Annotated in this window: 20 protein-coding genes and 1 riboswitch; of the genes, 16 read left to right on the top strand and 4 right to left on the bottom strand. The window is 61.7% G+C overall.

Annotated elements, in window-relative coordinates:
- Positions 1 to 66 precede the first annotated feature (66 nt).
- Positions 67 to 1,290 (bottom strand): aminotransferase class I/II-fold pyridoxal phosphate-dependent enzyme, encoded by a 1,224-nt coding sequence (locus ACIQTW_RS02625; protein WP_402936183.1) that lies wholly within the window; start codon positions 1,288 to 1,290, stop codon positions 67 to 69.
- Between the two features lie 77 nt (positions 1,291 to 1,367).
- Here ACIQTW_RS02625 and coaD point away from each other — a divergent pair, with 77 nt between their 5' ends.
- From coaD to ftsY, 7 genes are all read left to right on the top strand, one after another.
- Entirely contained in the window at positions 1,368 to 1,868 is a 501-nt protein-coding gene (coaD, locus tag ACIQTW_RS02620) for a pantetheine-phosphate adenylyltransferase (RefSeq protein WP_402933404.1), read from the top strand.
- A 166-nt stretch (positions 1,869 to 2,034) separates the two neighbouring features.
- Positions 2,035 to 2,562 (top strand): DUF177 domain-containing protein, encoded by a 528-nt coding sequence (locus ACIQTW_RS02615; RefSeq protein ID WP_017199628.1) that lies wholly within the window; start codon positions 2,035 to 2,037, stop codon positions 2,560 to 2,562.
- A 33-nt stretch (positions 2,563 to 2,595) separates the two neighbouring features.
- On the top strand, positions 2,596 to 2,799 hold the full coding sequence (gene rpmF, locus ACIQTW_RS02610; RefSeq protein WP_011775139.1) for a 50S ribosomal protein L32: 204 nt from the start codon (positions 2,596 to 2,598) through the stop codon (positions 2,797 to 2,799).
- Between the two features lie 23 nt (positions 2,800 to 2,822).
- The gene (gene rnc / locus ACIQTW_RS02605; RefSeq protein WP_017199629.1) at positions 2,823 to 3,533 is read left to right on the top strand and encodes a ribonuclease III; all 711 of its coding nucleotides are present in this window, start codon (positions 2,823 to 2,825) and stop codon (positions 3,531 to 3,533) included.
- Between the two features lie 6 nt (positions 3,534 to 3,539).
- On the top strand, positions 3,540 to 4,520 hold the full coding sequence (mutM, locus tag ACIQTW_RS02600) for a bifunctional DNA-formamidopyrimidine glycosylase/DNA-(apurinic or apyrimidinic site) lyase (RefSeq protein WP_402933399.1): 981 nt from the start codon (positions 3,540 to 3,542) through the stop codon (positions 4,518 to 4,520).
- Between the two features lie 159 nt (positions 4,521 to 4,679).
- A complete protein-coding gene (gene smc, locus ACIQTW_RS02595; protein ID WP_402933396.1) occupies positions 4,680 to 8,258 on the top strand; it encodes a chromosome segregation protein SMC in 3,579 nt (1,192 codons plus the stop codon).
- A gap of 20 nt (positions 8,259 to 8,278) precedes the next feature.
- Positions 8,279 to 9,484: a signal recognition particle-docking protein FtsY gene (gene ftsY, locus ACIQTW_RS02590; RefSeq protein ID WP_402933393.1), complete on the top strand. Its 1,206-nt coding sequence runs from the start codon at positions 8,279 to 8,281 to the stop codon at positions 9,482 to 9,484.
- On the opposite strand, the gene ACIQTW_RS02585 is transcribed toward ftsY, so the two are convergent.
- Positions 9,477 to 10,715, bottom strand: a complete 1,239-nt coding sequence (locus ACIQTW_RS02585; RefSeq protein ID WP_402933390.1) for an MFS transporter — start codon at positions 10,713 to 10,715, stop codon at positions 9,477 to 9,479. The genes ftsY and ACIQTW_RS02585 overlap by 8 nt on opposite strands.
- A 276-nt stretch (positions 10,716 to 10,991) precedes the next feature.
- Between ACIQTW_RS02585 and ACIQTW_RS02580 the strand changes: the two genes are divergently transcribed.
- Both ACIQTW_RS02580 and ACIQTW_RS02575 read left to right on the top strand, forming a co-directional pair.
- Positions 10,992 to 12,323, top strand: coding sequence for an ammonium transporter (locus ACIQTW_RS02580; protein ID WP_402933387.1), 1,332 nt, complete (start codon positions 10,992 to 10,994; stop codon positions 12,321 to 12,323).
- Complete coding sequence (locus ACIQTW_RS02575) at positions 12,320 to 12,658, top strand: P-II family nitrogen regulator (RefSeq protein ID WP_011775128.1); 339 nt, start codon at positions 12,320 to 12,322, stop codon at positions 12,656 to 12,658. Before ACIQTW_RS02580 ends, ACIQTW_RS02575 begins: the two co-directional genes overlap by 4 nt.
- A gap of 87 nt (positions 12,659 to 12,745) precedes the next feature.
- Here ACIQTW_RS02575 and ACIQTW_RS02570 read toward each other — a convergent pair whose 3' ends face one another.
- Positions 12,746 to 14,266: a glucose-6-phosphate dehydrogenase gene (locus tag ACIQTW_RS02570; RefSeq protein ID WP_402933384.1), complete on the bottom strand. Its 1,521-nt coding sequence runs from the start codon at positions 14,264 to 14,266 to the stop codon at positions 12,746 to 12,748.
- 30 nt (positions 14,267 to 14,296) lie between these two features.
- On the opposite strand from ACIQTW_RS02570, the gene ffh reads away from it, so the two are divergent.
- Together ffh and ACIQTW_RS02560 are read left to right on the top strand one after the other, a co-directional pair.
- Positions 14,297 to 15,877: a signal recognition particle protein gene (gene ffh, locus ACIQTW_RS02565; RefSeq protein WP_011775126.1), complete on the top strand. Its 1,581-nt coding sequence runs from the start codon at positions 14,297 to 14,299 to the stop codon at positions 15,875 to 15,877.
- Positions 15,878 to 15,941: 64 nt separating this feature from the next.
- Positions 15,942 to 16,664 carry an alpha/beta fold hydrolase gene (locus ACIQTW_RS02560; protein ID WP_402933381.1) on the top strand — a complete coding sequence of 241 codons (723 nt, stop codon included), beginning with the start codon at positions 15,942 to 15,944 and terminating at the stop codon, positions 16,662 to 16,664.
- Here the strand turns inward: ACIQTW_RS02560 and thiC are convergent.
- Positions 16,647 to 18,527, bottom strand: coding sequence for a phosphomethylpyrimidine synthase ThiC (gene thiC, locus ACIQTW_RS02555; RefSeq protein ID WP_402933378.1), 1,881 nt, complete (start codon positions 18,525 to 18,527; stop codon positions 16,647 to 16,649). The two genes, ACIQTW_RS02560 and thiC, sit on opposite strands and share 18 nt — an antisense overlap.
- Positions 18,523 to 18,630, bottom strand: a riboswitch (TPP riboswitch). Its footprint overlaps the gene before it by 5 nt.
- Positions 18,631 to 18,714: 84 nt before the next feature.
- Here thiC and ACIQTW_RS02550 point away from each other — a divergent pair.
- From ACIQTW_RS02550 to ACIQTW_RS02530, 5 genes are all read left to right on the top strand, one after another.
- Complete coding sequence (locus tag ACIQTW_RS02550) at positions 18,715 to 19,797, top strand: amidohydrolase family protein (RefSeq protein ID WP_402933375.1); 1,083 nt, start codon at positions 18,715 to 18,717, stop codon at positions 19,795 to 19,797.
- A 78-nt stretch (positions 19,798 to 19,875) separates the two neighbouring features.
- Positions 19,876 to 20,748 (top strand): VOC family protein, encoded by an 873-nt coding sequence (locus tag ACIQTW_RS02545; RefSeq protein ID WP_402933372.1) that lies wholly within the window; start codon positions 19,876 to 19,878, stop codon positions 20,746 to 20,748.
- A 127-nt stretch (positions 20,749 to 20,875) separates the two neighbouring features.
- Positions 20,876 to 21,313, top strand: coding sequence for a hypothetical protein (locus ACIQTW_RS02540; protein WP_402933369.1), 438 nt, complete (start codon positions 20,876 to 20,878; stop codon positions 21,311 to 21,313).
- 234 nt (positions 21,314 to 21,547) lie between these two features.
- On the top strand, positions 21,548 to 21,967 hold the full coding sequence (gene rpsP / locus ACIQTW_RS02535) for a 30S ribosomal protein S16 (protein ID WP_402936181.1): 420 nt from the start codon (positions 21,548 to 21,550) through the stop codon (positions 21,965 to 21,967).
- Position 21,968: 1 nt separating this feature from the next.
- Positions 21,969 to 22,211 (top strand): RNA-binding protein, encoded by a 243-nt coding sequence (locus tag ACIQTW_RS02530; protein ID WP_011775119.1) that lies wholly within the window; start codon positions 21,969 to 21,971, stop codon positions 22,209 to 22,211.
- Positions 22,212 to 22,275 lie beyond the last annotated feature (64 nt).

Genomic DNA, 22,275 nt, shown 5'->3' with positions numbered 1-22,275 from the left:
TGGTCGCGTGTTGTCCTGTGGTTCGGAGGAATCGTGTGGCTTGGTGCTGGCCGGAGCCCCTGGCGTTCAGAGCCGGTCCTTCAGTGTGGCAAGGCGTTGGGCGGCTTCCTGCAGGACGCCGGTCTTTTTACAGAAGGCGAAACGCAGCAGGCTTCGCGTACGCTCGGCTCCCTCCGGATGGCAGAATACCGGGACCGGGATGGCTGCTACGCCTACGAGCCCTGGCAGGCGTCTTGCGAGGTCAACGGAGTCGCGGATGCCCAGGGGTGCCGTGTCCACGTTGATGAAGTAGGTGCCGCTCGGGTTATGAACGCCGAAGCCTGCGGCCCGGAGGCCTTGGGCGAGAATGTCCCGTTTGCGGCGCAGCTGATCGGCGATGCCTGTATAGAACTCATCGGGAAGGCCAAGGCCCACTGCGATGGCGCTCTGGAACGGGGTGCCTGAACTATAGGTAAGGAACTGCTTCACCGTACGCACTGCCGCCACCAAGTGTGCCGGACCAGTGAGCCAACCGATTTTCCAGCCGGTGAAGGAAAACGTCTTTCCGGCGGAGGAAATGGTGATGGTGCGTTCGGCAGCGCCAGGAAGCGACGTAATCGGTAGGTGCGGTACGCCGAAGGTGAGGTGCTCGTAGACTTCGTCGCTGACGATGATGGCGCCGTACTTCGCTGCCAATTCAACAATCTTGGTCAAGATGGATTCCGGAAAGACGGCGCCCGTGGGGTTGTGGGGGTTGTTCAGGAGGACAACTCTGGTGCGGGTGCTGAAGGAGTTTTCCAACGTCGCGAGGTCGGGTAGGAAATCCGGGGCCAACAGGGGAGCGGTGACGTGTTTGGCTCCAGCCATGCTGATAATGGCCCCGTAGGAGTCGTAGAAGGGTTCGAAGGTCAGGACTTCGTCGCCGGGTTGGATAAAGGCGAGCAGCGTCGCTGCGATCGCTTCTGTTGCGCCCGTAGTGACAAGGACTTCAGCATCTGGATCCGGGTTCAGTCCGTAAAAGCGCTGCTGGTGTGCGGCAATGGCTTCCCTCAACGCGGGAATGCCTTTGCCGGGCGCATATTGGTTTGCTCCAGCGGCGATGGCGGACTGGGCTGCCGCTTTGATTTCCGCGGGGCCGTCTTCATCGGGAAAACCCTGGCCGAGGTTGATGGCACCGGTGGACAGTGCCAAGGTGGTCATTTCCTCGAAAATGGTCACTCCCAGCGTTCCTTCGGGGGAGAGCAGGTTGGCACCCCTGGCCGCGCGCTCCCATGGTGTTGCGTCGGTACCTGCGGTGGTTCCCGCGCTCATATCAAGGGAAGAATTGCTGCCTGCGGATGCCATGTCAGACATGGTATCCCGGCGAAGCCATGGGGTAGGTTCGTCTCATGAGACGCGCGGTATGCCCTGGATCCTTTGACCCTATCCACAATGGACATCTCGAAGTCATCGCCCGGGCCGCCGGCCTGTTCGACGAAGTCATCGTGGCCGTGTCCACCAACTACGCCAAGAAGTACAGGTTCAGTCTTGAGGACCGAATGGAGATGGCGCGGGAAACCTTGGCCTCCTTGCGCGGCATCATCGTTGAGCCGATGGGTGAAGGCCTGCTGGCGGAGTACTGCCGCCACCGAGGTATCTCGGCCATAGTCAAGGGTCTTCGTTCATCGTCGGACTTCGATTACGAGTTGCCCATGGCCACCATGAACCGCCAGTTGGCCGGCGTCGAAACGGTCTTCCTGCCTGCGGAAGCGCATTACGTGCACCTTTCCTCCACCTTGATAAAAGAGGTCAACGTCCTCGGTGGAGATATCTCCGATTTTGTCCCCAAATCGGTGCTGAAGAGGCTCCTTGCTGGCGAGCCGCCAACAGAACCGCCGCGCAAGGGGTAGGCTTGTCGGGTACCTTGCGCCTTCGCGCAGAGTTCCCCAAGCTGAAACCACCGCGCATTCACGCGCGCCCGGCGTCGGTTTGAGTCCTCAAGCGTGATCAGGCTAAGATGGTACGTCGGTCATATGTTCTACAGGAGTTCTCATTAAGCGAGATGCAAGTTCGCCCTTGGCGCTGGTAGTCAAGGACCTTGGACGTAGTCCAGGGACCATGCGGACACTCAACGAGCATGTACCTGCGCCAAGTGACCTTGGTGTGGCGCTCATTGGCGTAAAGGAAGGCTCGGATATCGAGCTGGATCTTCGTCTTGAGGCCGTACACGAAGGAATTCTGGTATCCGGAACCGTAGTCGTCGAAGTAACCGGCGAATGCGGTCGATGCCTGGATCCCCTTGCGTATGACCTCGAGGTCAATGTGCAAGAACTTTTCTTCTATGAAGGCGTTGAGCTTTCAGGCGAAGAAGACGATGAAGAGCAACGTCGAGTCGAGTACGATCTAATCGATCTTGAGCCGGTGTTGCGGGACGCAGTTGTCACTATGCTGCCGTTCCAGCCGGTGTGCCGGGAAGACTGCCAGGGCCTGTGTTCCGAATGTGGAGCGCGCCTGGAAGACGAGCCGGGGCACCACCACGAGGTCATTGACCCTCGCTGGGCTGCCCTAGCTGATCTGGCTAAGACTGACCGGCAAACCGATTAGTAAGTGTTCGTCTAAGAGAGAAATGAGATAGCCGTGGCTGTTCCCAAGCGGAAAATGTCTCGCGCAAATACACGCGCCCGCCGTGCCCAGTGGAAGGCAACTGCCCCCAACTTGGTCAAGACCATCGAAAACGGTCAGGTTACTTACAGCCTGCCGCACCAGGCAAAGGTCGTCACTGACTCTGCCGGCACCGCGCTGTTCCTTGAATACAAGGGCCGCAAGGTCGCAGACGCCTAATCTGCCGTACAGGCTGACTAAGGATGTCTTCAACTGAAGAGCTTCTGAAGCGTCTCGGTGTCTCGATTGACACCGAGACGCTTCGTCTTGCTCTGACACATCGCTCATACGCGTATGAGAACGGCGGGATTCCCACCAACGAGCGCCTCGAGTTCCTCGGCGACTCCATACTGGGATTCTCCGTGACCGACTCTCTCTACCGTGAGAACCCCTCGCTGCCCGAAGGCGAGCTCGCAAAGCGACGCTCGGCCGTCGTCAGTACGCGCGCACTGGCCGGGATTGGCCGGCAGATTGGCGTGGGCGAGTTTATCTACCTCGGGCAAGGCGAGAAGCTTACCGATGGCAAGAACAAAGCCTCCATCCTGGCTGACACCATGGAAGCCCTGATCGGTGCCACGTATCTCTCGAACGATATCGAGACCGCACGCCAACTGGTCATGCGCCTGGTAGGACCGCTCCTCAAGGATGCAGGTGCACTTGGGGCGGGAACTGACTGGAAGACGAGCATCCAGGAACTTACGGCCAGTCGGCAGCTGGGCGCCATCCACTATGCTGTGGAAGGTTCAGGTCCGGACCATGCCCGGACGTTCGAGGCAGTACTGAACATCGGCGGAACTCCCTACGGCCGGGGCTCGGGTCACTCCAAGAAAGAAGCGGAGCAGGAAGCTGCAGCTGATGCGTGGCGTGCTCTGACCGCCCTGGATCCCACTACTGCCGGTCCTGCTTCCTCCTGAACCCGGATGCCTGAACTTCCAGAAGTAGAGGTAGTCCGACGCGGCTTGGCCCGTTGGGTCCGTGGCCGAACCATCACCGGCGTGGATGTCGTCGACCCGCGCTCCATCCGACGACACACACTCGGAACCGAAGACTTCATCGGCAATCTTGAGCAAGCGACTGTGATGGACGTCGTGCGGCGGGGGAAATTCCTTTGGATGCCCCTGGCCATGTCCGGCTCGCCCGAAACCGACCCAGGAATTTCGCCGGACCTCAGGGACGGCCTCCCGAAGGTCGCGTTGATGGCGCATCTGGGAATGAGCGGCCAATTGCTGATGCAGGACCCCGAAGTTCCGGATGAAAAGCACCTTAAAGTCAGGATCAGGCTCAGCCCCGTAGACGGTATGCCGGAGCAGTTGCGGTTCGTGGACCAAAGAATTTTCGGCGGCCTGTTCGTGACGTCCCTGGTGCGGACTGCCGACGGCGGCCCTGGCGGCTTGGGCGAAACGCCCCTGCCGGAAATCGCAGAAGAAGCATCACACATCGCCAGGGATCCGCTTGACCCCTACTTCTCGTTCGACGCGTTCTACCGCAAAGTCCGGGGCCGTAAAACCGGCCTTAAGCGGGCGCTGCTGGACCAGTCGATTATTTCAGGCATCGGCAACATCTACGCGGACGAAGCGTTGTGGCGCGCCCGCCTCCATTACGCCAGGGCCACGGACACACTTCGCCGCGCGGATGCTGAGCGGCTGGTAGAAGCAGTGAAAGACGTCATGAACGCTGCCCTTGCCGCGGGAGGGACTAGTTTCGACTCGCTTTACGTCAATGTAAACGGTGATTCCGGGTACTTCGCGCGGTCACTCAATGCCTACGGACGTGCTGGTGAATTGTGCGGTCGATGCGAGGCAATAGGCCTCCGCAGCACCATTAAGCGGGAACAGTTTATGAACCGTTCTTCCTATACCTGCCCCGTATGCCAAGCGCGGCCCCGGAATGGACGTTGGTAGGGGCAGTACTGTTCCAAAGATCGGGACCGGATCCAGCCGTGACCGAACAGAAGTTCAAGTCCAAACCGGATCACAGGAACGAATCCGCTAAGTATCCCTTTGCAGGCAGTAGATTTAGGGGATACAGACACCCGGGCCACCCAGGAGAACCGAAGCGCCTTGCACCTGAAAAGTTTGACTGTCCGAGGATTCAAGTCGTTTGCGTCGGCCACGACGTTCGACTTTGAGCCGGGCGTCACCGCCGTCGTCGGTCCCAACGGCTCGGGCAAATCCAACGTGGTGGATGCCCTGGCTTGGGTCATGGGAGAGCAGGGCGCAAAAACCCTCCGTGGCGGCAAGATGGAAGACGTCATCTTCGCAGGCACCTCAGGCCGGCCACCGCTGGGCCGAGCCCATGTAGCCCTGACAATCGACAATGCGGACAACGCGCTCCCCATCGAGTACAGCGAAGTCACCATCTCCCGGACCCTCTTCCGGACGGGTGGGTCCGAGTACGCCATCAACGGTGCACCCTGCAGGCTTCTGGATATCCAGGAACTCCTCTCCGATTCCGGCCTCGGCCGCGAAATGCACGTCATCGTTGGACAGGGCCAGCTGGACCGCGTCCTCCATGCCACCCCTGAGGACCGCCGCGGCTTCATCGAAGAAGCCGCAGGAATCCTTAAGCACCGTCGCCGCAAGGAAAAGACTGTCCGCAAGCTGGAAGCCATGCAGGCCAACCTCGCACGGCTCGGTGACCTCACTGCAGAGATACGGCGGCAATTAACCCCCTTGGGCAAGCAGGCAGAAATAGCCCGCCGTGCCCAAACAGTCCAGTTCGATGTCCGTGATGCCCGCGCCAGGCTTTTAGCAGATGACCTCGTGCAACTGACCACAACCCTTGAAAAGGACGTCGCCGACGAAGCAGCGCTCAAGGAGCGCCGCCAAGTGGTTGAGGCAGAGCTGGGTGTGGGGAGGCGACGCCAAGCTGCCTTGGAGCAACAGGCTGCCGAGGCCACACCACGGCTCAACGCCGCTCGCGACCATTGGTACCAGCTATCAGCGAACAGGGAACGACTCCGCTCACTAGGGTCACTGGCCACCGAGCGCAGGAGGCTCCTGGGATCCTCGGAGGTCCCCGCCGACACAGGACGCGACCCCGAGCAACTCGAACGCCAAGCCGCCAGGGTCCGTGAGGAACAGGCCGCACTTGAGCACGACATCCTTGCAAAGCAAGCGGCGCTCCTGGAAGCCACGGTTGCCAAGGACTCGGTCGAAGCACTCGCAGCTGCGGAGGACAAGCGCTTGACGGCCATGCTGAGGGCAGCCGCTGACCGACGGGAGGGGCTGGCCAGGCTGGCAGGGCAGGTGGCCGCGGCCAGGTCCAGGGCTGAAGCTGCCGAGGCCGAACGTGGTCGCCTCAGGGAATCTCTTGCTGCCGGTGATGAACGGCGCCGCAAAGCCCAGAGCGAGTTCACTGCCCTCGAGTCGCAAGTGGCCGGCGTTGAAGATGGGGAAGAGAGCCTTGACGCTGAGTACGAGGATGCCAATGACGTCCTGGACGCAGTCCTGGCGGAAATCGAGGAACTAAAAGCTTCTGAGCGGGAAGCCGTCCGTGAGCGGGACGCGCTGACGGCGCGACGCGATGCGCTTCAGCTTGGGCTCAACCGCAAGGACGGCTCCGGAAGTCTGCTCACGGCCGAGGGCGTGCTTGGACCTCTGGCCGCGCTGGTCTCCATTGAGCCGGGCTACGAGGCCGCCATTGCTGCTGCCTTGGAGAGTGCCTCCGACGCCTTGGTGGTTGCCGATACGGATATGGCTGTAGCCGCCATTCGATTGTTGAAGGAAGACGACGGCGGACGGGCAGCACTGCTTCTTGCAGGTGGTAACACCGCCGGTAAAGACGAGCAAGCCGACCCCGCGCTTCCCCGAGGTAGCCGCTGGGCGGCGGATGTTGTCACGATTGCTGATCCCGCTGCCCAAGGGGCGCTCAAGCTCCTGGCCCGAACCGCCGTCGTCGATGATCTGGAGGCGGCGGCAGCATTCATAGCGAAACAGCCTGACCTCAGGGCCGTCACCCGGGAAGGTGACATCCTCACCTCCCTGACCATCACAGGAGGATCGGCCAACGCGCCGTCGCTGCTTGAGGTCCAGGCAGCAGTTGACGACGCCGTTGCCCGGCTTCAGGAGGTCACAGCCCGTCTGGAACGTGGACGCTTCGCCCTGGCCGGGGCTCAATCGCGTCGCGCTGAAGCGCAGGACCGCGCCGACGCCGCGTTGGAGAGGCTGCACGAATCGGATGCGCGGCTTGCAGCGGTAGCCGAGCGCTTGGGCCACCTCAATTCGGTTCTTCGCAGTGCCGTTGGCGAAAGCGAACGGCTCGCAGCTTCCATGGCCAAGGCTGAGGCGAACATCGCCGAAGCTCAACTGGACCTCGAAGTTGCGGCGGAGCGCCTCGCCGCGGCCCAGGAAGCTCCGGACGAGGAACCGTCCACAGACCAACGGGACGAACTCGCCGCCAGGGCCAGAACCGCCCGGGCACTGGAAACGGAGGCCCGCCTCGCCCTCCGCACATCCGAGGAGCAGTTGGGGGCCATCAGCAACAGGGCCGCGTCGCTTGAGCGGGCAGCAGCGACCGAACGTCGCGCCCGTGAAGAAGCCGCACGGCGGGCTCAACGCCGACGCGCCCAGGCCCAGCGTGCCGCGGCAGTCGCGTCAGCTGTGGAACAGACCCTCCGGTTCATCGATATTTCGGTGGATTTGGCTGGTTATGATCGAGACCTTGCCGAGCAAAAGCGGGAGCACTTGGAAAAGGAACTCAGCGAGGTCCGCACGGTGAACGATGCCCTGGCCCGTGAGCTTGCCCAACTTACCGACTCCGTTCACCGGGACGAGATGGCCCGGACGCAGCAGCGGCTCCGCATCGAGGCCTTGGAGACGCGGTCCATCGAAGAACTGGGCCTCTCCGCTGAACAACTCATCGCAGACTACGGTCCCGATCGACCGGTGCCGCTGCCCCCTGGTGCCACCACCGACAAGTGGGCTGAACTTAGAGCGCCCGTTGATGAGAACGGCGAGGCCATCATTGAGGGAATTCCGTTCGTCCGGGCAGAGCAGGAGAAACGGCTGAAGAAGGCCGAACGGGAACTGGCGGCGCTGGGCAAAGTGAACCCCCTCGCGTTGGAAGAGTTCGCTGCTTTGGAAGAACGGCACCAGTTCCTCAGTTCGCAACTCGAGGACCTCAAGTCAAGCCGCAAAGACCTGCTGGACATCATCAAAGAGGTGGACAACCGTGTCCAGCAGGTATTCACTGAGGCATTTGCTGATACTTCAGCGCAGTTCGACCACGTCTTTGCCCGGCTTTTCCCCGGCGGCGAGGGCAGGCTGGTGCTTACTGATCCTGACGACATGCTCACCACCGGAATTGAAGTAGAAGCCCGGCCGGCGGGCAAGAAAATCAAGAGGCTCTCGCTGCTTTCCGGCGGGGAGCGCTCACTCACGGCAGTGGCGCTGCTGGTGGCCATCTTCAAAGCACGTCCATCGCCGTTCTATGTCATGGACGAAGTGGAGGCGGCCTTGGACGATACGAACCTGGGCCGGCTCATCACCATCTTCGAGGAACTGCGTGAGTCCAGCCAGTTGATCGTCATCACCCACCAGAAGCGCACCATGGAAGTGGCCGACGCGCTTTACGGAGTCACTATGAGGGGCGACGGCGTCTCTACGGTCATCAGCCAGAGGCTCGGTGCCGGGGCATAGCTTTATGAGAAGGTAGGGGAGTGAACGATTTCCTACCCATAATTCTGTCCATTCTCGCTGCGCTCGTAGTGGTCGGCGGACTCGTGCCGGTACTGATGAAAGCCCGGAAGACCGGAGCCAAGTACCCCGGAACACGCGACGCGAACGACCCCCTTCAGTCATCGGCAGCAGGCGGCGGAACCCTTGTGGAGGACCGCCCGGATGCGGTGCAGGTCCCGGCTCCGACCTTCGACGGGACCGTCGAGGATACGGACGTCCCGGATGACGCCGCCGGGCTCGAAACCATCGCGATTGACACTCCGGCGCCGGTGGAAGGCAGGCTCACCCGCCTCCGTGCCCGCTTGATCAAGTCCAATAACATCCTGGGCAAAGGCCTCCTGGCTCTGCTGTCGGGCGACAAGATCGATGAAAACGTCTGGGACGAGGTGGAGGAGACCCTTCTCCTGGCCGATCTCGGCACCGAACCCACCATGCAGCTGGTCGATGCCCTGCGTGAGCGCGTCAAGGTGCTGGGCACACGCAGCCCCGAGGACGTCAAGGCGATGTTGCGTGAGGAGCTCATCAAGCTGGTTGATCCTTCCATGGACCGATCCCTGAACGTCGAGCGCAAGGCTGACCGTCCCGCCGTCGTGCTTGTTGTTGGCGTGAACGGCGTGGGCAAGACCACCACAGTGGGCAAGCTGGCTCGTGTGCTGGTAGCCGAAGACAAGGACGTCCTGTTGGGCGCCGCTGATACTTTCCGCGCAGCTGCTGCGGAGCAGTTGGCCACGTGGGGTCAGCGCGTGGGCGTGCCCACCGTCAAGTCCGACATTGACGGCGCCGATCCCGCTTCCGTGGCCTATGAAGCAGTCAAGGCCGGCATCGATCAGGAAGTCGATGTGGTCATGGTCGACACCGCAGGACGCTTGCAGAACAAGACGGGCCTCATGGATGAGCTCGGCAAGGTCAAGCGGGTAATTGAGAAGCTGGCCGAGGTTGATGAGGTCCTGTTGGTCCTGGACGCCACCACCGGACAGAACGGCCTCAATCAAGCCCGCGTCTTCGCCGAGGTGGTGAACATCACGGGCATCGTGCTGACCAAGCTGGATGGAACCGCCAAGGGTGGCATCGTCGTGGCCATCCAAAAGTCACTGGGCGTTCCGGTGAAGCTCATTGGGTTGGGTGAAGGTCCGGACGACCTCGCACCGTTTGACGCTGAAAGCTTTGTGGACGCACTGCTCAACTAGCGTCGTCACCGGAGGGGGAGTGCTTCGAGGGCTCGCGTGCCGGCAGCCATGCCACTGCGGTGAGGATAAGCACCCCTCCGGTGATGCCGAACGCCCATCCGTAGCCGAGGCGGTCAGCGAGCAAGCCGGCAACAATTGGACCGACAATAGCACCCGTGTCGGCCGCCATCTGGAAGATGGCGAGTACTTTCCCTCCCGAGCGTCCGCGGCCGATAACATCAGCGACGGCCGCTTGTTGTGCCGGGCCCAGTAAGCCTGAACCGAAACCCGCTACCGCGGACGCGATGAGGAATGCCGTCAGGTCGGTGGTGAGCCCGATGACGCCGGTGGCTGCGCCCGTGATCAGCAGGCCCGGGATAAGCAGGGGCTTACGTCCCCAAGCGTCGGCGAGCCGCCCGCTGAAGGTCAGCGCCAAGGCGTTGCCCACGGCAAAGATGGCCAGCGCCCAAGCGGCGGTCTCCGGCGCTGACTGCAGGACCGCAACTGCGAAGAGCGGGATGGTGGCCATTCGGACACCGAAGGTCACCCAGCCGTTGCCGAAACTCGAAAATATGGCGGCGCGGTAAGCGGAGTCCGCCAAGGCTTCCTTGAGCGTCATGGCCGGGACCGGTGTAGCGTCCTCGGCTGCCTTGCCTTCCCCGCTGAGCATGGTGCGCACCACCAAAGCGGCCACCAGCAGTGCTCCAGCGTAGGCAAGGAACGGTACCCGGAGGCCGAAGCCTGCCAGCAAACCTCCCACGACTGGACCCAGGACGCTTCCGATCAGGAATGCGGAGGCGTAAGCCCCGGACACGCGGCCCCGACGCTCGGGCGGTGCGAGACGAATGAGGAGTCCCATGGCGGCAACGGTGAACATCACAGAGCCGGCCCCTCCAAGGCCCCGGAAGATTAGTAGTTGCCAATAGTCCTGCGCGAAAGCGCATGCCGCGGTGGAGACGGCCACGATCAACAAACCGGTGACGTAGACGTTCCGCTCACCGAACCGTCCAATCAAGGCGCCGCCGGCAGGGGCGAAGACCAACCGCATGAAGGCGAAAATGCTGACAATCACGGCGGCGGCCGTGGCCCCAACATCGAATGTCGTAGCGAACTGCGGCAGAACCGGGGCCACCAAGCCAAAGCCAAGCGCGATCAGGAATGCCGCGACCAACATCACCTTGATATCGCGCGGAAGGGGAGCTTTCTCGGGCCTGATCCTTGGGGCTTTGACGGATCTGGGCGACTCGGTCATACGGTGATGGTCCTTCTGGTGGGATTTCTGTTGATGCTTCTGGGGATATTGAGGTGTATGTGGTCGGAAACCGGGTATTTCCTGTGAAGTCCGACGCCTGAAACATATCCGTAACATCAGGGATATGCACCATTTACGTTGGGGAGGTTGTTGTAACGAGCCCGCAATGTAAAACCTGCGCAGGTGAAACACGGCGGCACAAAACTCTTAAGCAGGACGCAAACGGCGTCAGGACAGCGGTTGAACCGCAGATCTAGCAAGAGAGGAACGTGCACCATGGAACTTACCGCAGGTCACGTATGGGTCATGGTGGCGGCGGCGCTTGTGCTGTTCATGACACCTGGTCTGGCATTTTTCTACGGCGGCATGACACGCGCCAAGGCAGCCTTGAACATGATGATGATGAGCTTCATCTCCATCGGCATCGTGGGCGTCGTCTGGGTGCTGTGGGGCGCTTCGATGAGCTCCGGCGAAGGTTTCATGCAAATTGTGGGTAACCCGTTTGCTGCCTTCGGCCTTATGGGAGTTGAAACCACTCCGGACGCAATGATCAAGATCGGATACGCGGCAACGTTTGCCATCATCACCGTCGCCCTGATCAGCGGTGCGATCGCTGACCGCGCCAAGTTCGGTGCCTGGAGCATCTTTGTTCCGGTCTGGGTCACCTTGGTCTACTGCCCGCTGGCCTACATGGTCTGGGGAGGCGGACTTTTCGGCGCCGAAGGCGCCATTGGCAAGGCACTTGGCCCCGCCATCGACTTTGCCGGAGGCACTGTTGTCCACATCAACGCTGGTGTTGCGGCCCTGGTTCTGGTCCTCATCATCGGTAACCGCCGCGGCTTCGGCAAGGACCCGAACCACCGTCCCCACAACATCCCGTTCGTGATGCTCGGCGCTGCGATCCTCTGGTTCGGCTGGTTCGGATTCAACGGCGGCGCAGCAACCACCGCCGAGCAAGCGGGCCTCATTTGGATCAACACCTTGGCAGCCCCGGCAGCAGCCATGATCGGCTGGCTCATCACTGAACGCATTCGTGACGGCCACCCGACCTCGCTCGGCGCAGCATCAGGTGTCGTAGCCGGTCTCGTAGCCATCACCCCGGCTTGTGCAAACGTGGATCCCATTGGCGCCCTCGGCCTGGGTGTCGTTGCCGGTGTCGCCTCTGCCCTGGCAGTTGGCCTGAAGTTCCGTTGGGGATTCGATGACTCCTTGGACGTTGTAGGCGTCCACCTCGTCTCCGGCATCATCGGCACTGTGGCACTGGGCTTCATCGCCAAGTCCACTGACGGAGTCGGCGGCGGCCTCTTCTACGGCGGCGGCTGGACCCAGATGTGGGCACAGCTCGCAGCGGCAGGCATCGCGATCGCTTTCTCGGCCATCATGACGGCCATCATCGCCTTCGCCATCCACAAGACCATGGGCTTCCGGGTTTCCACGGAGCAGGAGAACGTGGGCGTCGATCTCAGCCTCCACGCTGAGACGGCCTACGAGTTCGGAGTCAACGGCCACGGTGGTAGCTTCCAGCCGCTGCACAATGCCGTGACAGGAAAGTCCGACCCCGCTGCAGCCAAGGCCCCCGCAGAAGGCAAGGAGAGTGTCCAGGCATGAAGCTCATCACAGCGATCGTCCGTCCCGAAAAGCTTGAAGCAGTCCGGGAAGGCCTCGAATCATACGGGGTCCAGGGCCTGACGGTCAGCGCAGCCAGTGGCTACGGCCGCCAGCGCGGCTACACCGAGGTGTATCGCGGGGCCGAGTACAACGTGGACCTCCTGCCAAAGATCCGCATCGAGGTCCTGGCTACCGACGAGCAGGCAGACGACATCCTGGATGTCCTCATCGCCAGCTCAAACACAGGCCGCGCCGGTGACGGCAAGGTGTGGACCGTGGATGTCTACGAAGCAGTTCGGGTCAGGACCGGAGAGCGCGGCGCAGCCGCAATCTAAGTCCTTCACGGAAACAAAAAGCGGGCCGGGTACCAGTCAAGGTACCCGGCCCGCTTGCGGTGCTGCAGTGCCTAATTCACACCTTCTTTAGTCCTCGACGACGGTGGGCCAGTCCGCCGGCCCCGCGCTGCCGGCGTCGTACTCCTCCAACGGGACGTCGCCACCCTCCCAGGCGCGAAGAACAGGCTCGATGATCCGCCAGCAATCCTCGGCTGTATCGCCGCGAACGGACAACAAAGGGTCTCCGTTGAGGATGCCTTCCAGCACTTCTCCATAGGGCAGCATTCCGGCTGCGTTGAGCTGGGCCACCAAACTAGCGCGGTCCAGCGTGAATATATCGCCTGGGCCATTCACATCGACGTCGAGTTGGAGCACGTCCGGACCGAAGCCGATCCGCAGCTGGTTGGGGGAGTCCACGCCCGAAAATCCCTTGGGAAGGTGGGGGACCGGACGGAAGGTAATCACGGCCTCCTTGCGCCGGCGTCCCATGGCTTTTCCTGAACGGAGGATGAACGGCACGCCCTTCCAACGCCAGTTGTCGATGTCCACCCGGACCTCGGCAAGCGTTTCAGTATTGCGGGCCGGGTCCACGCCGTCCTCGGCAGCGTAATCCGGCACTGCTCGTTCTCCGAGAGTTCCCGCAGCGTATCGGGCCCGGCGTGTGGAATCGGTGTACGGGGCTTTGATGCTGCTGGCCCGCAGGACCGTCGCCACGGCGTCACGTAGGTCCCTTTCCTCGATGGTGGCCGGGGCATCGATGGCAAGGAAGGCCATGATGTGCAGGAGGTGGCTTTGGATCATGTCGCGGAGCGCCCCGGCGGTGTCGTAGTACCGGGCGCGGCCCTCAAGTGCCAGGTCCTCGTCAAAGATGACCTCTACTTTTTCGATGTGATCGCGGTTCCACACCGGTTCAAGGAACCTGTTGGCAAAACGAAGACCCAGGATATTCAACACCGTGGCTTTGCCAAGGAAGTGGTCTACGCGGTGGATGTGGTCCTCGGGCACCAGTGCGGCGAGTGTCTTGTTCAGCTCATGCGCAGATTCTGTTCCCGAACCGAATGGCTTCTCCATCACCAAACGCGTTCCCGCGGGCAGCTGATCCCGGTGGAGAACCTCGCAGGCCTTCTGGCTGACGTGGGGCGGCAAAGCGAAGTAGATGGCTACCGGACCTTCCAACCTGGCCAGCAGTTCCGCCAAAGGCCCGTCTGCCGTGACATCCAGCTGATGGTATTCGGTTGCTCCGGCTACTGCAGCCAGAGCAGCGCGGCCTTCTACGTCGGCTGCATCCAGCGCCGCAGCAAAGGCGCCATGCACCCGTTCCTGCCACTGTTCAGGGGACCAAGGGTCAGAACCCGCCCCCACCAGTCGAAGCCCGGGCGCACGGCCGGAAGCCAGGAGCCCGGCTAGCCCGGGCAGGAGCAGCCTGCCTGTCAGGTCCCCGGACGCGCCGAGGATGAGCAACGTTTTTACAGTTGTTTTGCTGGTCACTGTGCCAGCATGCCATCTTGCAGGTGCGACTTGGTACCCTAGATAGTCGAGTCCCGTAGTTGAGACATATTTGCCGGGGCAAGAATCGTCAAGACTATGGCGTGCCGCATTGGCCGCCATTCGTAGACCATCGAAAGAAGTGCACGGCGCGTGTTCAATTCACTCTCTGACCGGTTGACAGCTACCTTCAAGAACCTTCGTGGCAAGGGCCGCCTCACCGAGGCTGATGTCGACGCCACCGTTCGCGAGATTCGCCGTGCCTTGTTGGATGCGGACGTTGCCGTATCCGTGGTCCGCGAGTTCACTGGCCGTATCCGTGAACGCGCTTTGGGTGCCGAAGTCTCGGGAGCACTGAACCCGAGCCAACAGATCGTGAAGATCGTCAACGAGGAACTCAAGGAGATCCTTGGTGGCGAAACCCGCCGCATCCGCCTGGCGAAGACCGGCCCCACCATCATCATGCTTGCCGGCCTCCAAGGTGCCGGTAAGACCACCCTCGCCGGCAAACTGTCCAAGTGGCTCAAAGCCCAGGGTCACAGCCCCATGCTGGTGGCATGTGACCTTCAGCGCCCCAATGCAGTCACCCAGCTTCAGGTTGTTGGTCAGCGCGCGGGCGTCCCCGTGTTCGCTCCGCACCCCGGTGCTACGTCCGAGCTCGAGCACCCTGCCGGTGACCCGGTAGCAGTGGCCAAGGCCGGCGTCGAGGAAGCGCGCCAGAAGCTGCACGACGTCGTGATCGTTGACACCGCCGGCCGCCTTGGCGTCGACGCCGAGATGATGGATCAGGCTCGCCGCATCCGTCAAGCGATCATCCCCAACGAAGTCCTTTTCGTCATCGACTCCATGATCGGCCAGGATGCCGTCAACACGGCGATGGCCTTCGATGAAGGCGTCAACTTCACGGGTATCGTGCTCTCCAAGCTCGACGGCGACGCCCGCGGTGGTGCCGCGCTTTCGGTAGCGTCCGTGACCGGTAAGCCGGTCATGTTCGCATCCACCGGTGAAGGCCTGGACGATTTCGAACTGTTCCACCCTGACCGCATGGCCTCCCGCATCCTGGACATGGGTGACGTACTCACCCTGATTGAACAGGCGGAGAAGGCGTGGGACAAGGACGAAGCCGCCCGGATGGCGAAGAAGTTCGCTGACCAGGAAGACTTCACCCTGGACGATTTCCTCGCCCAGATGCAGCAGATCCGCAACATGGGCTCCATGAAAAAGATGCTCATGATGATGCCGGGTGCGCAAAACATCCGGCAGCAACTGGAGAACTTCGACGAAAAAGAGATCGACCGCGTCGAAGCAATCGTCCGCTCCATGACACCGCACGAGCGTGTGGCTCCGAAGATCATCAACGGTTCCCGCCGCGCCCGTATCGCCAGGGGTTCCGGTGTGCACGTGTCTGAGGTCAATGGCCTGCTGGAGCGGTTTGCCCAGGCCCAGAAGATGATGAAAAAGCTCGCTCAGGGCGGTGGCATGCCGGGCATGCCCGGGATGCCCGGCCTTGGAGGCCCCGGCGGCGGACGCAAGGGAGGCAAGAACGCCCCCAAGAAGAAGGCGCGCTCGGGCAACCCTGCCAAGGCAGCCCAGGAGCTTCGTGATGCCGAAGCCAAACGGGCAAACGCAGCCTCGGCAGCCCCCACGGGCGCAGCGTTCGGGCAAGGGGCAGCAGACTTTGATCCCTCATCGCTCAACCTCCCCAAGGGCTTCGACAAGTTCCTGGGCAAGTAGTCCGTGGCTGACATCCCAACCGCGTCGCAGTTGGGATGTCATAGCCGTGGAATAGGCTGAACCAATGCATAAGCAGCGCGTAGTCTTCGTCCACGGCCTCGGAAGTTTCGGTGCTGCGGCATGGCCGAAGCAGCATGGTATGGCACTTGCATATGATGCACTCTTCCTTCGACGGCACGGCTTTGACGCCGTAGCCGAACCGGTGGAATCCAACGTGGCGGCCGACGTCGCAATCTTGATCAATGCCTTGGCCGATACCGGCGGCGGTCACATCGTTGCCCACGAGCAAGGCGCCATTTCCGCAATGCTGGCAGCCGTCGAGCGCCCGGATCTGGTGCACTCACTTTGTTTGGTAGAGCCTTCCTGCTTGTCCCTGACCGCTGAGCTTCCGGCGACCGCTTCCTATCGGGCCCTGATGGAACCGCTGTTCGACGTGCGAAGCCAGCTAAACGACGCCGATTACCAGCGTGAGTTTTACCGGCGTGCTTTTTCTGCCGAGACCGGCGGACTGGACAGTCCGGAGGCGCGGCGGTCAGCACGCAGGCTCCGGCTCCAAGCACCGCCATGGGAGGCCCCGCTTCACATTGTGCCGGGCGTTCCCACGCTTGTTCTTACGGGCGGTTGGGAGCCCTTGTACGAGGAAATCGCCGGCTACCTCCAGGAGACCGGCGCCCTACGCCGCGTGGCAGCGGGTGGACACCGGCCCCAGGATTCCGTTGATGGCGATCAGGCAATCCGCTCATTCATTGCGGACGTCGGACGAGCCATGTCAGCTCAGGCTTCCTGAACTGCTTCCGCTTCCACTCAGGTCCGTCGGGACCTGAAGTTCCGGCAGGTAGACCTTTCCACCTGAGGCAAGGAACTCCTGGCTCTTTTCCCGCATCCCGCTGTACATTCCGGCGATTGCGGCCTGCGATTCTGCCGAACCGTACTCGTCCCGGATGTCCTGGCTGATGCGCATCGAACAGAACTTGGGGCCGCACATGGAGCAGAAATGGGCGGTTTTCGCGGGTTCGGCGGGCAGGGTCTCGTCGTGGAAGGATTCTGCCGTGACCGGGTCAAGGGACAAAGCGAACTGGTCCCTCCAGCGGAACTCGAACCGTGCCTTTGAAAGAGCATCGTCACGCTCGTGGGCCCCCGGATGTCCTTTGGCGAGGTCAGCTGCATGAGCCGCGATCTTATACGTGATGACTCCCGTCTTGACGTCGTCCTTGTTGGGAAGCCCCAGGTGCTCTTTCGGGGTCACGTAGCAGAGCATTGCGGTGCCGTAGCGCGCAATTTCGGTGGCGCCGATTGCTGAAGTGATGTGGTCATAGCCAGGGGCGATATCCGTAACCAGCGGCCCCAAGGTGTAGAACGGCGCACCTTTGCACAGCTCCTGCTGACGCTCCACATTTTCCCGTACCAGATGGAAGGGAATGTGCCCGGGTCCCTCCACCATGACCTGGACGTCGAAATCCCACGCCCGCTGTGTCAGCTCCGCGAGCGTATCAAGCTCGGCGAACTGCGCGGCATCGTTGGCATCGGCGATGGAACCCGGGCGTAGACCGTCTCCCAGGGAGAACGCGACATCGTATTTGGCGAAGATTTCGCACAACTCGTCAAAGTGCGTGTAGAGGAAGTTCTCTTGGTGGTGTGCCAGGCACCATCCGGCCATGATCGAACCGCCGCGGGAAACGATGCCCGTGACTCGGTTGGCGGTCAAGGGCACGTACCTCAGCAGAACGCCAGCATGGATGGTCATATAGTCCACACCCTGCTCACATTGCTCGATCACGGTATCGCGGAAGATCTCCCACGTCAGCTGGTTGGCCTCCCCATTCACCTTCTCAAGTGCCTGGTAGATGGGCACCGTTCCGATCGGAACGGGCGAGTTGCGGATGATCCACTCGCGAGTGGTGTGTATGTCGTCTCCCGTGGAGAGGTCCATCACTGTGTCAGCGCCCCACTGGGCTGCCCACTGCAGTTTGTCCACTTCCTCTGCAATGGAGCTGGTGACTGCGGAATTGCCAATGTTGGCGTTGATCTTGACCAAGAATGCCTTGCCAATGATCATCGGCTCGGATTCAGGATGGTTGATATTGTTCGGGATAATTGCCTTTCCCGCGGCAACTTCGCTGCGGACCAGCTCAACGTCGCAGTTCTCCCGCAAAGCGACAAACTGCATCTCCGGAGTTACGACGCCTTGTTTCGCGTAGTGCATCTGCGTGACGGTCCTACCCACAACAGCGCGGCGCGGCACCGGTTGCGCGCCCTTCCACTCAGCTGACGCGGCTCCACGCCGAACCGCGGACTTGCCGTCGTCGAGCAGGTTCCGTTCCCGCCCATAATAGGCCTCCGTGTCTCCGCGGGCTTCGATCCATGGCGCGCGGAAAGGCTCCAGGCCAACCACGGGATCGCGGCCGGGGCCCGCTGTTCGGTAAACCTGCAGAGGCTTGTTGGCTTGGCCATTGGGGGAGGGCTCCAAGGCGATTTCCGTCACGGGGACCCGTATGCCGTTGTTTGGATCTTCCAGCCAAGCCAACGAATGCGACTTCAAGGATTGCGTTACGGCTTCCACGTCGGTCTGGTTTTGGCCCGTGTTGATCTGGTTTCGGCCCGCGTTGATCTGGTTTCGGACAGGGCTGTGCTGTGTTTCTGTGGTGCTCAAGGGAATACTCACTTCCTTCGCCGGCATTACCCGGACAGGTTCAACGGTCGCAGACTGCGTCAGTCCGATCTCAGCCCCTGCAGGGGCCCCCGTGTGGTCGTAGACGAAGCTACCACAGCTCCCAACGGGCTCCCAGTCACATGCATGCAGCAGGCTCCAATGCGCCGCCCCCCGCTACGCTTTTGCCATGGCCAACATCATCGAATTCAGCGGACCTGTGCTTGTATCGGCAGGCGAAGAGCGCCATGGGCTGTGGTCCGTAGACGGCAGACTGACGTTTGAGCGTCCTGTCGCGGCGCCGGACAGGGTGTTGGCTGGCTGGGTCCTGCCCGGTTTGGTTGATGCCCACTGTCACATCGGACTCGGCGTTGGAGGCGCGGTAGACGAGCAGGCCACACGTGCCCAGGCCCAAGCAGACCTCGACGCCGGCACGCTACTGATCCGCGATTGCGGTTCGCCCGCCGACACCCGCTGGGTGCAGCAACGAACGGGCCTGCCGCGACTGATCAGGGCCGGTCGGCATATCGCCCGGAGTCGGCGATATCTCCGCGGATTGGGTCATGAAATTGAGCCCCGGGAACTAGTGGAAACGGTGCGAAAGGAAGCCCGGGACGGCGACGGCTGGGTAAAACTCGTGGGTGATTGGATCGATCGCGGTGTTGGAGACCTCGCTGCCTCGTTCCCTGCAAAGACCGTCAAGGAAGCCATCTCCGCGGCCCACGATGAAGGTGCCCGGGTGACCGCCCACTGTTTCGGCGAGGACACCATAGATGACATGCTCGACGCCAATATCGACTGCATAGAGCACGCCACGGGCCTCCTTCCCCGCCACCTGCCGCGCTTGGTGGAACAGGCAGTGCCTATCGTGCCTACCTTGGTCAACATTGCTACCTTCCCGGATATCGCAGCCCAGGCGGGGCCTAAATTTCCGGAGTACGCGGCCCACATGATTCGTCTCTGGGAGCGTCGTCGGGAGCGTGTGCTGGAGGCCTTCGAAGCGGGGGTTTCCATCTATGCAGGTACTGATGCCGGCAGCGTGATCAAACACGGGCGGATTGCGGACGAAATGATGGAACTGCACGACGCCGGCCTTCCGCCGGTGGCGGTCCTGCACGCGGCAGCCTGGGGTGCCCGTGAGTGGCTGGGAGTCGAGGGCATCAGCGAAGGCGCAAGCACCGACGTCGTGCTGTGCAGTGACGATCCCCGCCGTCATCCGGGTACCGTCGCGGCGCTTAAGCACGTCGTGCTCAGGGGCAATGTCGTTCGTTAGGAATAAATTGAAGCTTCAAGTAATTTAGATAGGTAAGAAGGTGCCGATGCGCGGCCACCTCAGAACCGGGAGCTTCACATGACCTCATCATTCAGCCAGGATCTTCTGCCTGCCGAACTCACCATGGGCACTGTCATGCTCAAAGTGGGCGACATGAAAGTCATGAGTGACTACTATCAGCGAGCACTTGGCCTGGAGGTCGTGGCTGAGCAGGATGGTGGCCTGTACCTGGGGCGCGTAGCCAAGCCCGTGGTCCACCTTGCCCCCGCTGCCGGGCTGCAGATTCCCGGGCGCGGAGAGGCTGGTCTGTTCCACACGGCAATCCTGTTCCAGGATCAGCCGTCCCTGGCCGCGACTATTGCTACGGCTGCGGAGTACGAACCTCGCGCTTTCGCGGGCAGCGCCGACCACTTGGTTAGCGAAGCGTTCTACTTCACTGATCCCGAGGGCAACGGAATTGAGCTTTACTACGACAAGCCGCGCGAGCTTTGGCAGTGGGACGGCAAGAACGTTGTGATGGACAACGTGGCATTACCTCCGCAGCGATTCCTCCAGCAGCATCTGAGTGAAGCTGCCGTGGCGGGTCAACGCGGGGCTGCTGCCGGGATAGGGCACGTGCACCTGCAGGTGGGCGACGTTGAAACTGCGCAAAAGTTCTACGTGGAGACCCTCGGCTTCGAGCGAACCGCAGGCTGGCACGGCCAAGCACTCTTCGTTTCCGCCGGCGGCTACCACCATCACATGGCCATGAACGTCTGGAACAGCCGCGGAGCCGGCCCCCGAAAGGACACGCTCGGCCTCGGGGAGGTTCTGATTGAAGTCCCTGGCAATGATGACGTCGCAGCGCTGGCCGATCGCTTGAAGGTTGCAGGGGTGCAGAATCATCACACAGGGGCTGAGCTTCAGTTTGAGGACCCCTGGCGGAACAAGCTGCGGGTTGCCGTCCGCTAACGGCTTGCTGCTTCCCCTGTGGGGGCTTTCTCCTGCGCTGGCCTGCACTAGGCTGGGCAGTGACGGCGCGGAGTCATTCAGATTCGCGCCGCCGCCCCGTCAGCACGAAGGAATGAGAGTACTTTCCATGGGCTTTGCCGAAATTTTTGTAGCCACCCACGATGAAGCACTCAAGCGGGCAGCTGCCCTTGAAAAGGGGGCCGATGTAACCGGCCCCGCCGTGAGGATCGACGGCATCACCGACTTCGAAGTCGAACAGTTGGGCGACCTCGCGGGACAAGCTGTCCACGCTGCCGGAGCTGACTATGAGCTTGCCCTGGTTGATGTCACCAGTGATGCCCTTCTTGGCGTTCCTGAAGCCATGGTGCGGGCCTTGGCCGAACTGCTCACGTATGAGAGCGAAGGGGACGCGAATGTCCTCGATGACGTTGCTGCTGCCTGGGCTGCCCAGGACGATATGCCGTTCGACGCTGCCCAATCGCGCCAGTACGTTCAGCAGTTGGCCGCCTTGGCCACGGACGTTGAGAAGGCGGAGCGTTCCGGGCTCTTTGTCTGGTCTGAATGAGGCATTGACCCGCACAGCACGGCACGTTTAATCCGGCGCGTAGGCAAGAACACGCCGCTCGACGCGGGCCAAGTCGTATTTGCTCCGGGCATCTGGCACAATAGACAGGTACTCGATCAGTGCGGCCCCTCTCTCCGTGCTCGTATCTTGTCCTTCGAACCGTCAAGTATGGCCCGCCCCACGGGTGCAAAACGTCGGGTTCACCTCGTTTCAGAAACAGGAGTGACCACAAAAGTGGCCGTAAAGATTCGCCTTAAGCGCTTCGGTAAGATGCGCGCACCGTACTACCGCATTGTCGTCATGGATGCCCGCGCCAAGCGCGATGGCCGTGCCATTGAAGAAATCGGCAAGTACCACCCCACCGAAGAGCCGTCGTACATCGAGGTAGCTTCCGAGCGCGCCCAGTACTGGCTTTCCGTTGGTGCCCAGCCCACCGAGCAGGTTGCCGCGATCCTCAAGATCACCGGTGACTGGCAGAAGTTCAAGGGCCTGCCGGGCCAGGAAGGCACCCTGAAGACCAAAGCTCCGAAGGAAGCCTTCGTAACCCCGGAGAAGGGTTCCGTCATCATTCCGGAAGCCATCACCAAGAAGGCCAAGAAGGACGAAGCCGAAGCTCCGGCCGAGGCTGAAGCAGAGACCACCGAGGCTGAGTAAGTTGCTGGCAGAAGCGCTCGAGCACCTGGTCCGTGGGATCGTTGACAGCCCTGAGGATGTCAAGGTCAGTGCCAAGAACAACCGCCGCGGGGAATCCCTCGAGGTGCGCGTTCACCAGGAAGACCTCGGACGGGTGATCGGCCGTCAGGGACGCACCGCACGCGCATTGCGCACTGTGGTTGCAGCCTTGGCTGGTGGCGAGCAGGTCAGGGTCGACGTCGTCGACACCGACCGTCGCCGGTAAAGCGCTCAGCACTACTTGTCTTAGGTCCGGCCCCTTCACCGAATATGGTGGAGGGGCCGGATTG

This window comes from Paenarthrobacter sp. NPDC090517, from assembly GCF_044769165.1.
In the GTDB taxonomy this organism is placed as follows: Bacteria; Actinomycetota; Actinomycetes; order Actinomycetales; family Micrococcaceae; genus Arthrobacter.
Note: the sequence above shows the minus strand (reverse complement) of the source record. Positions and strands in the feature narration are given on the sequence as shown.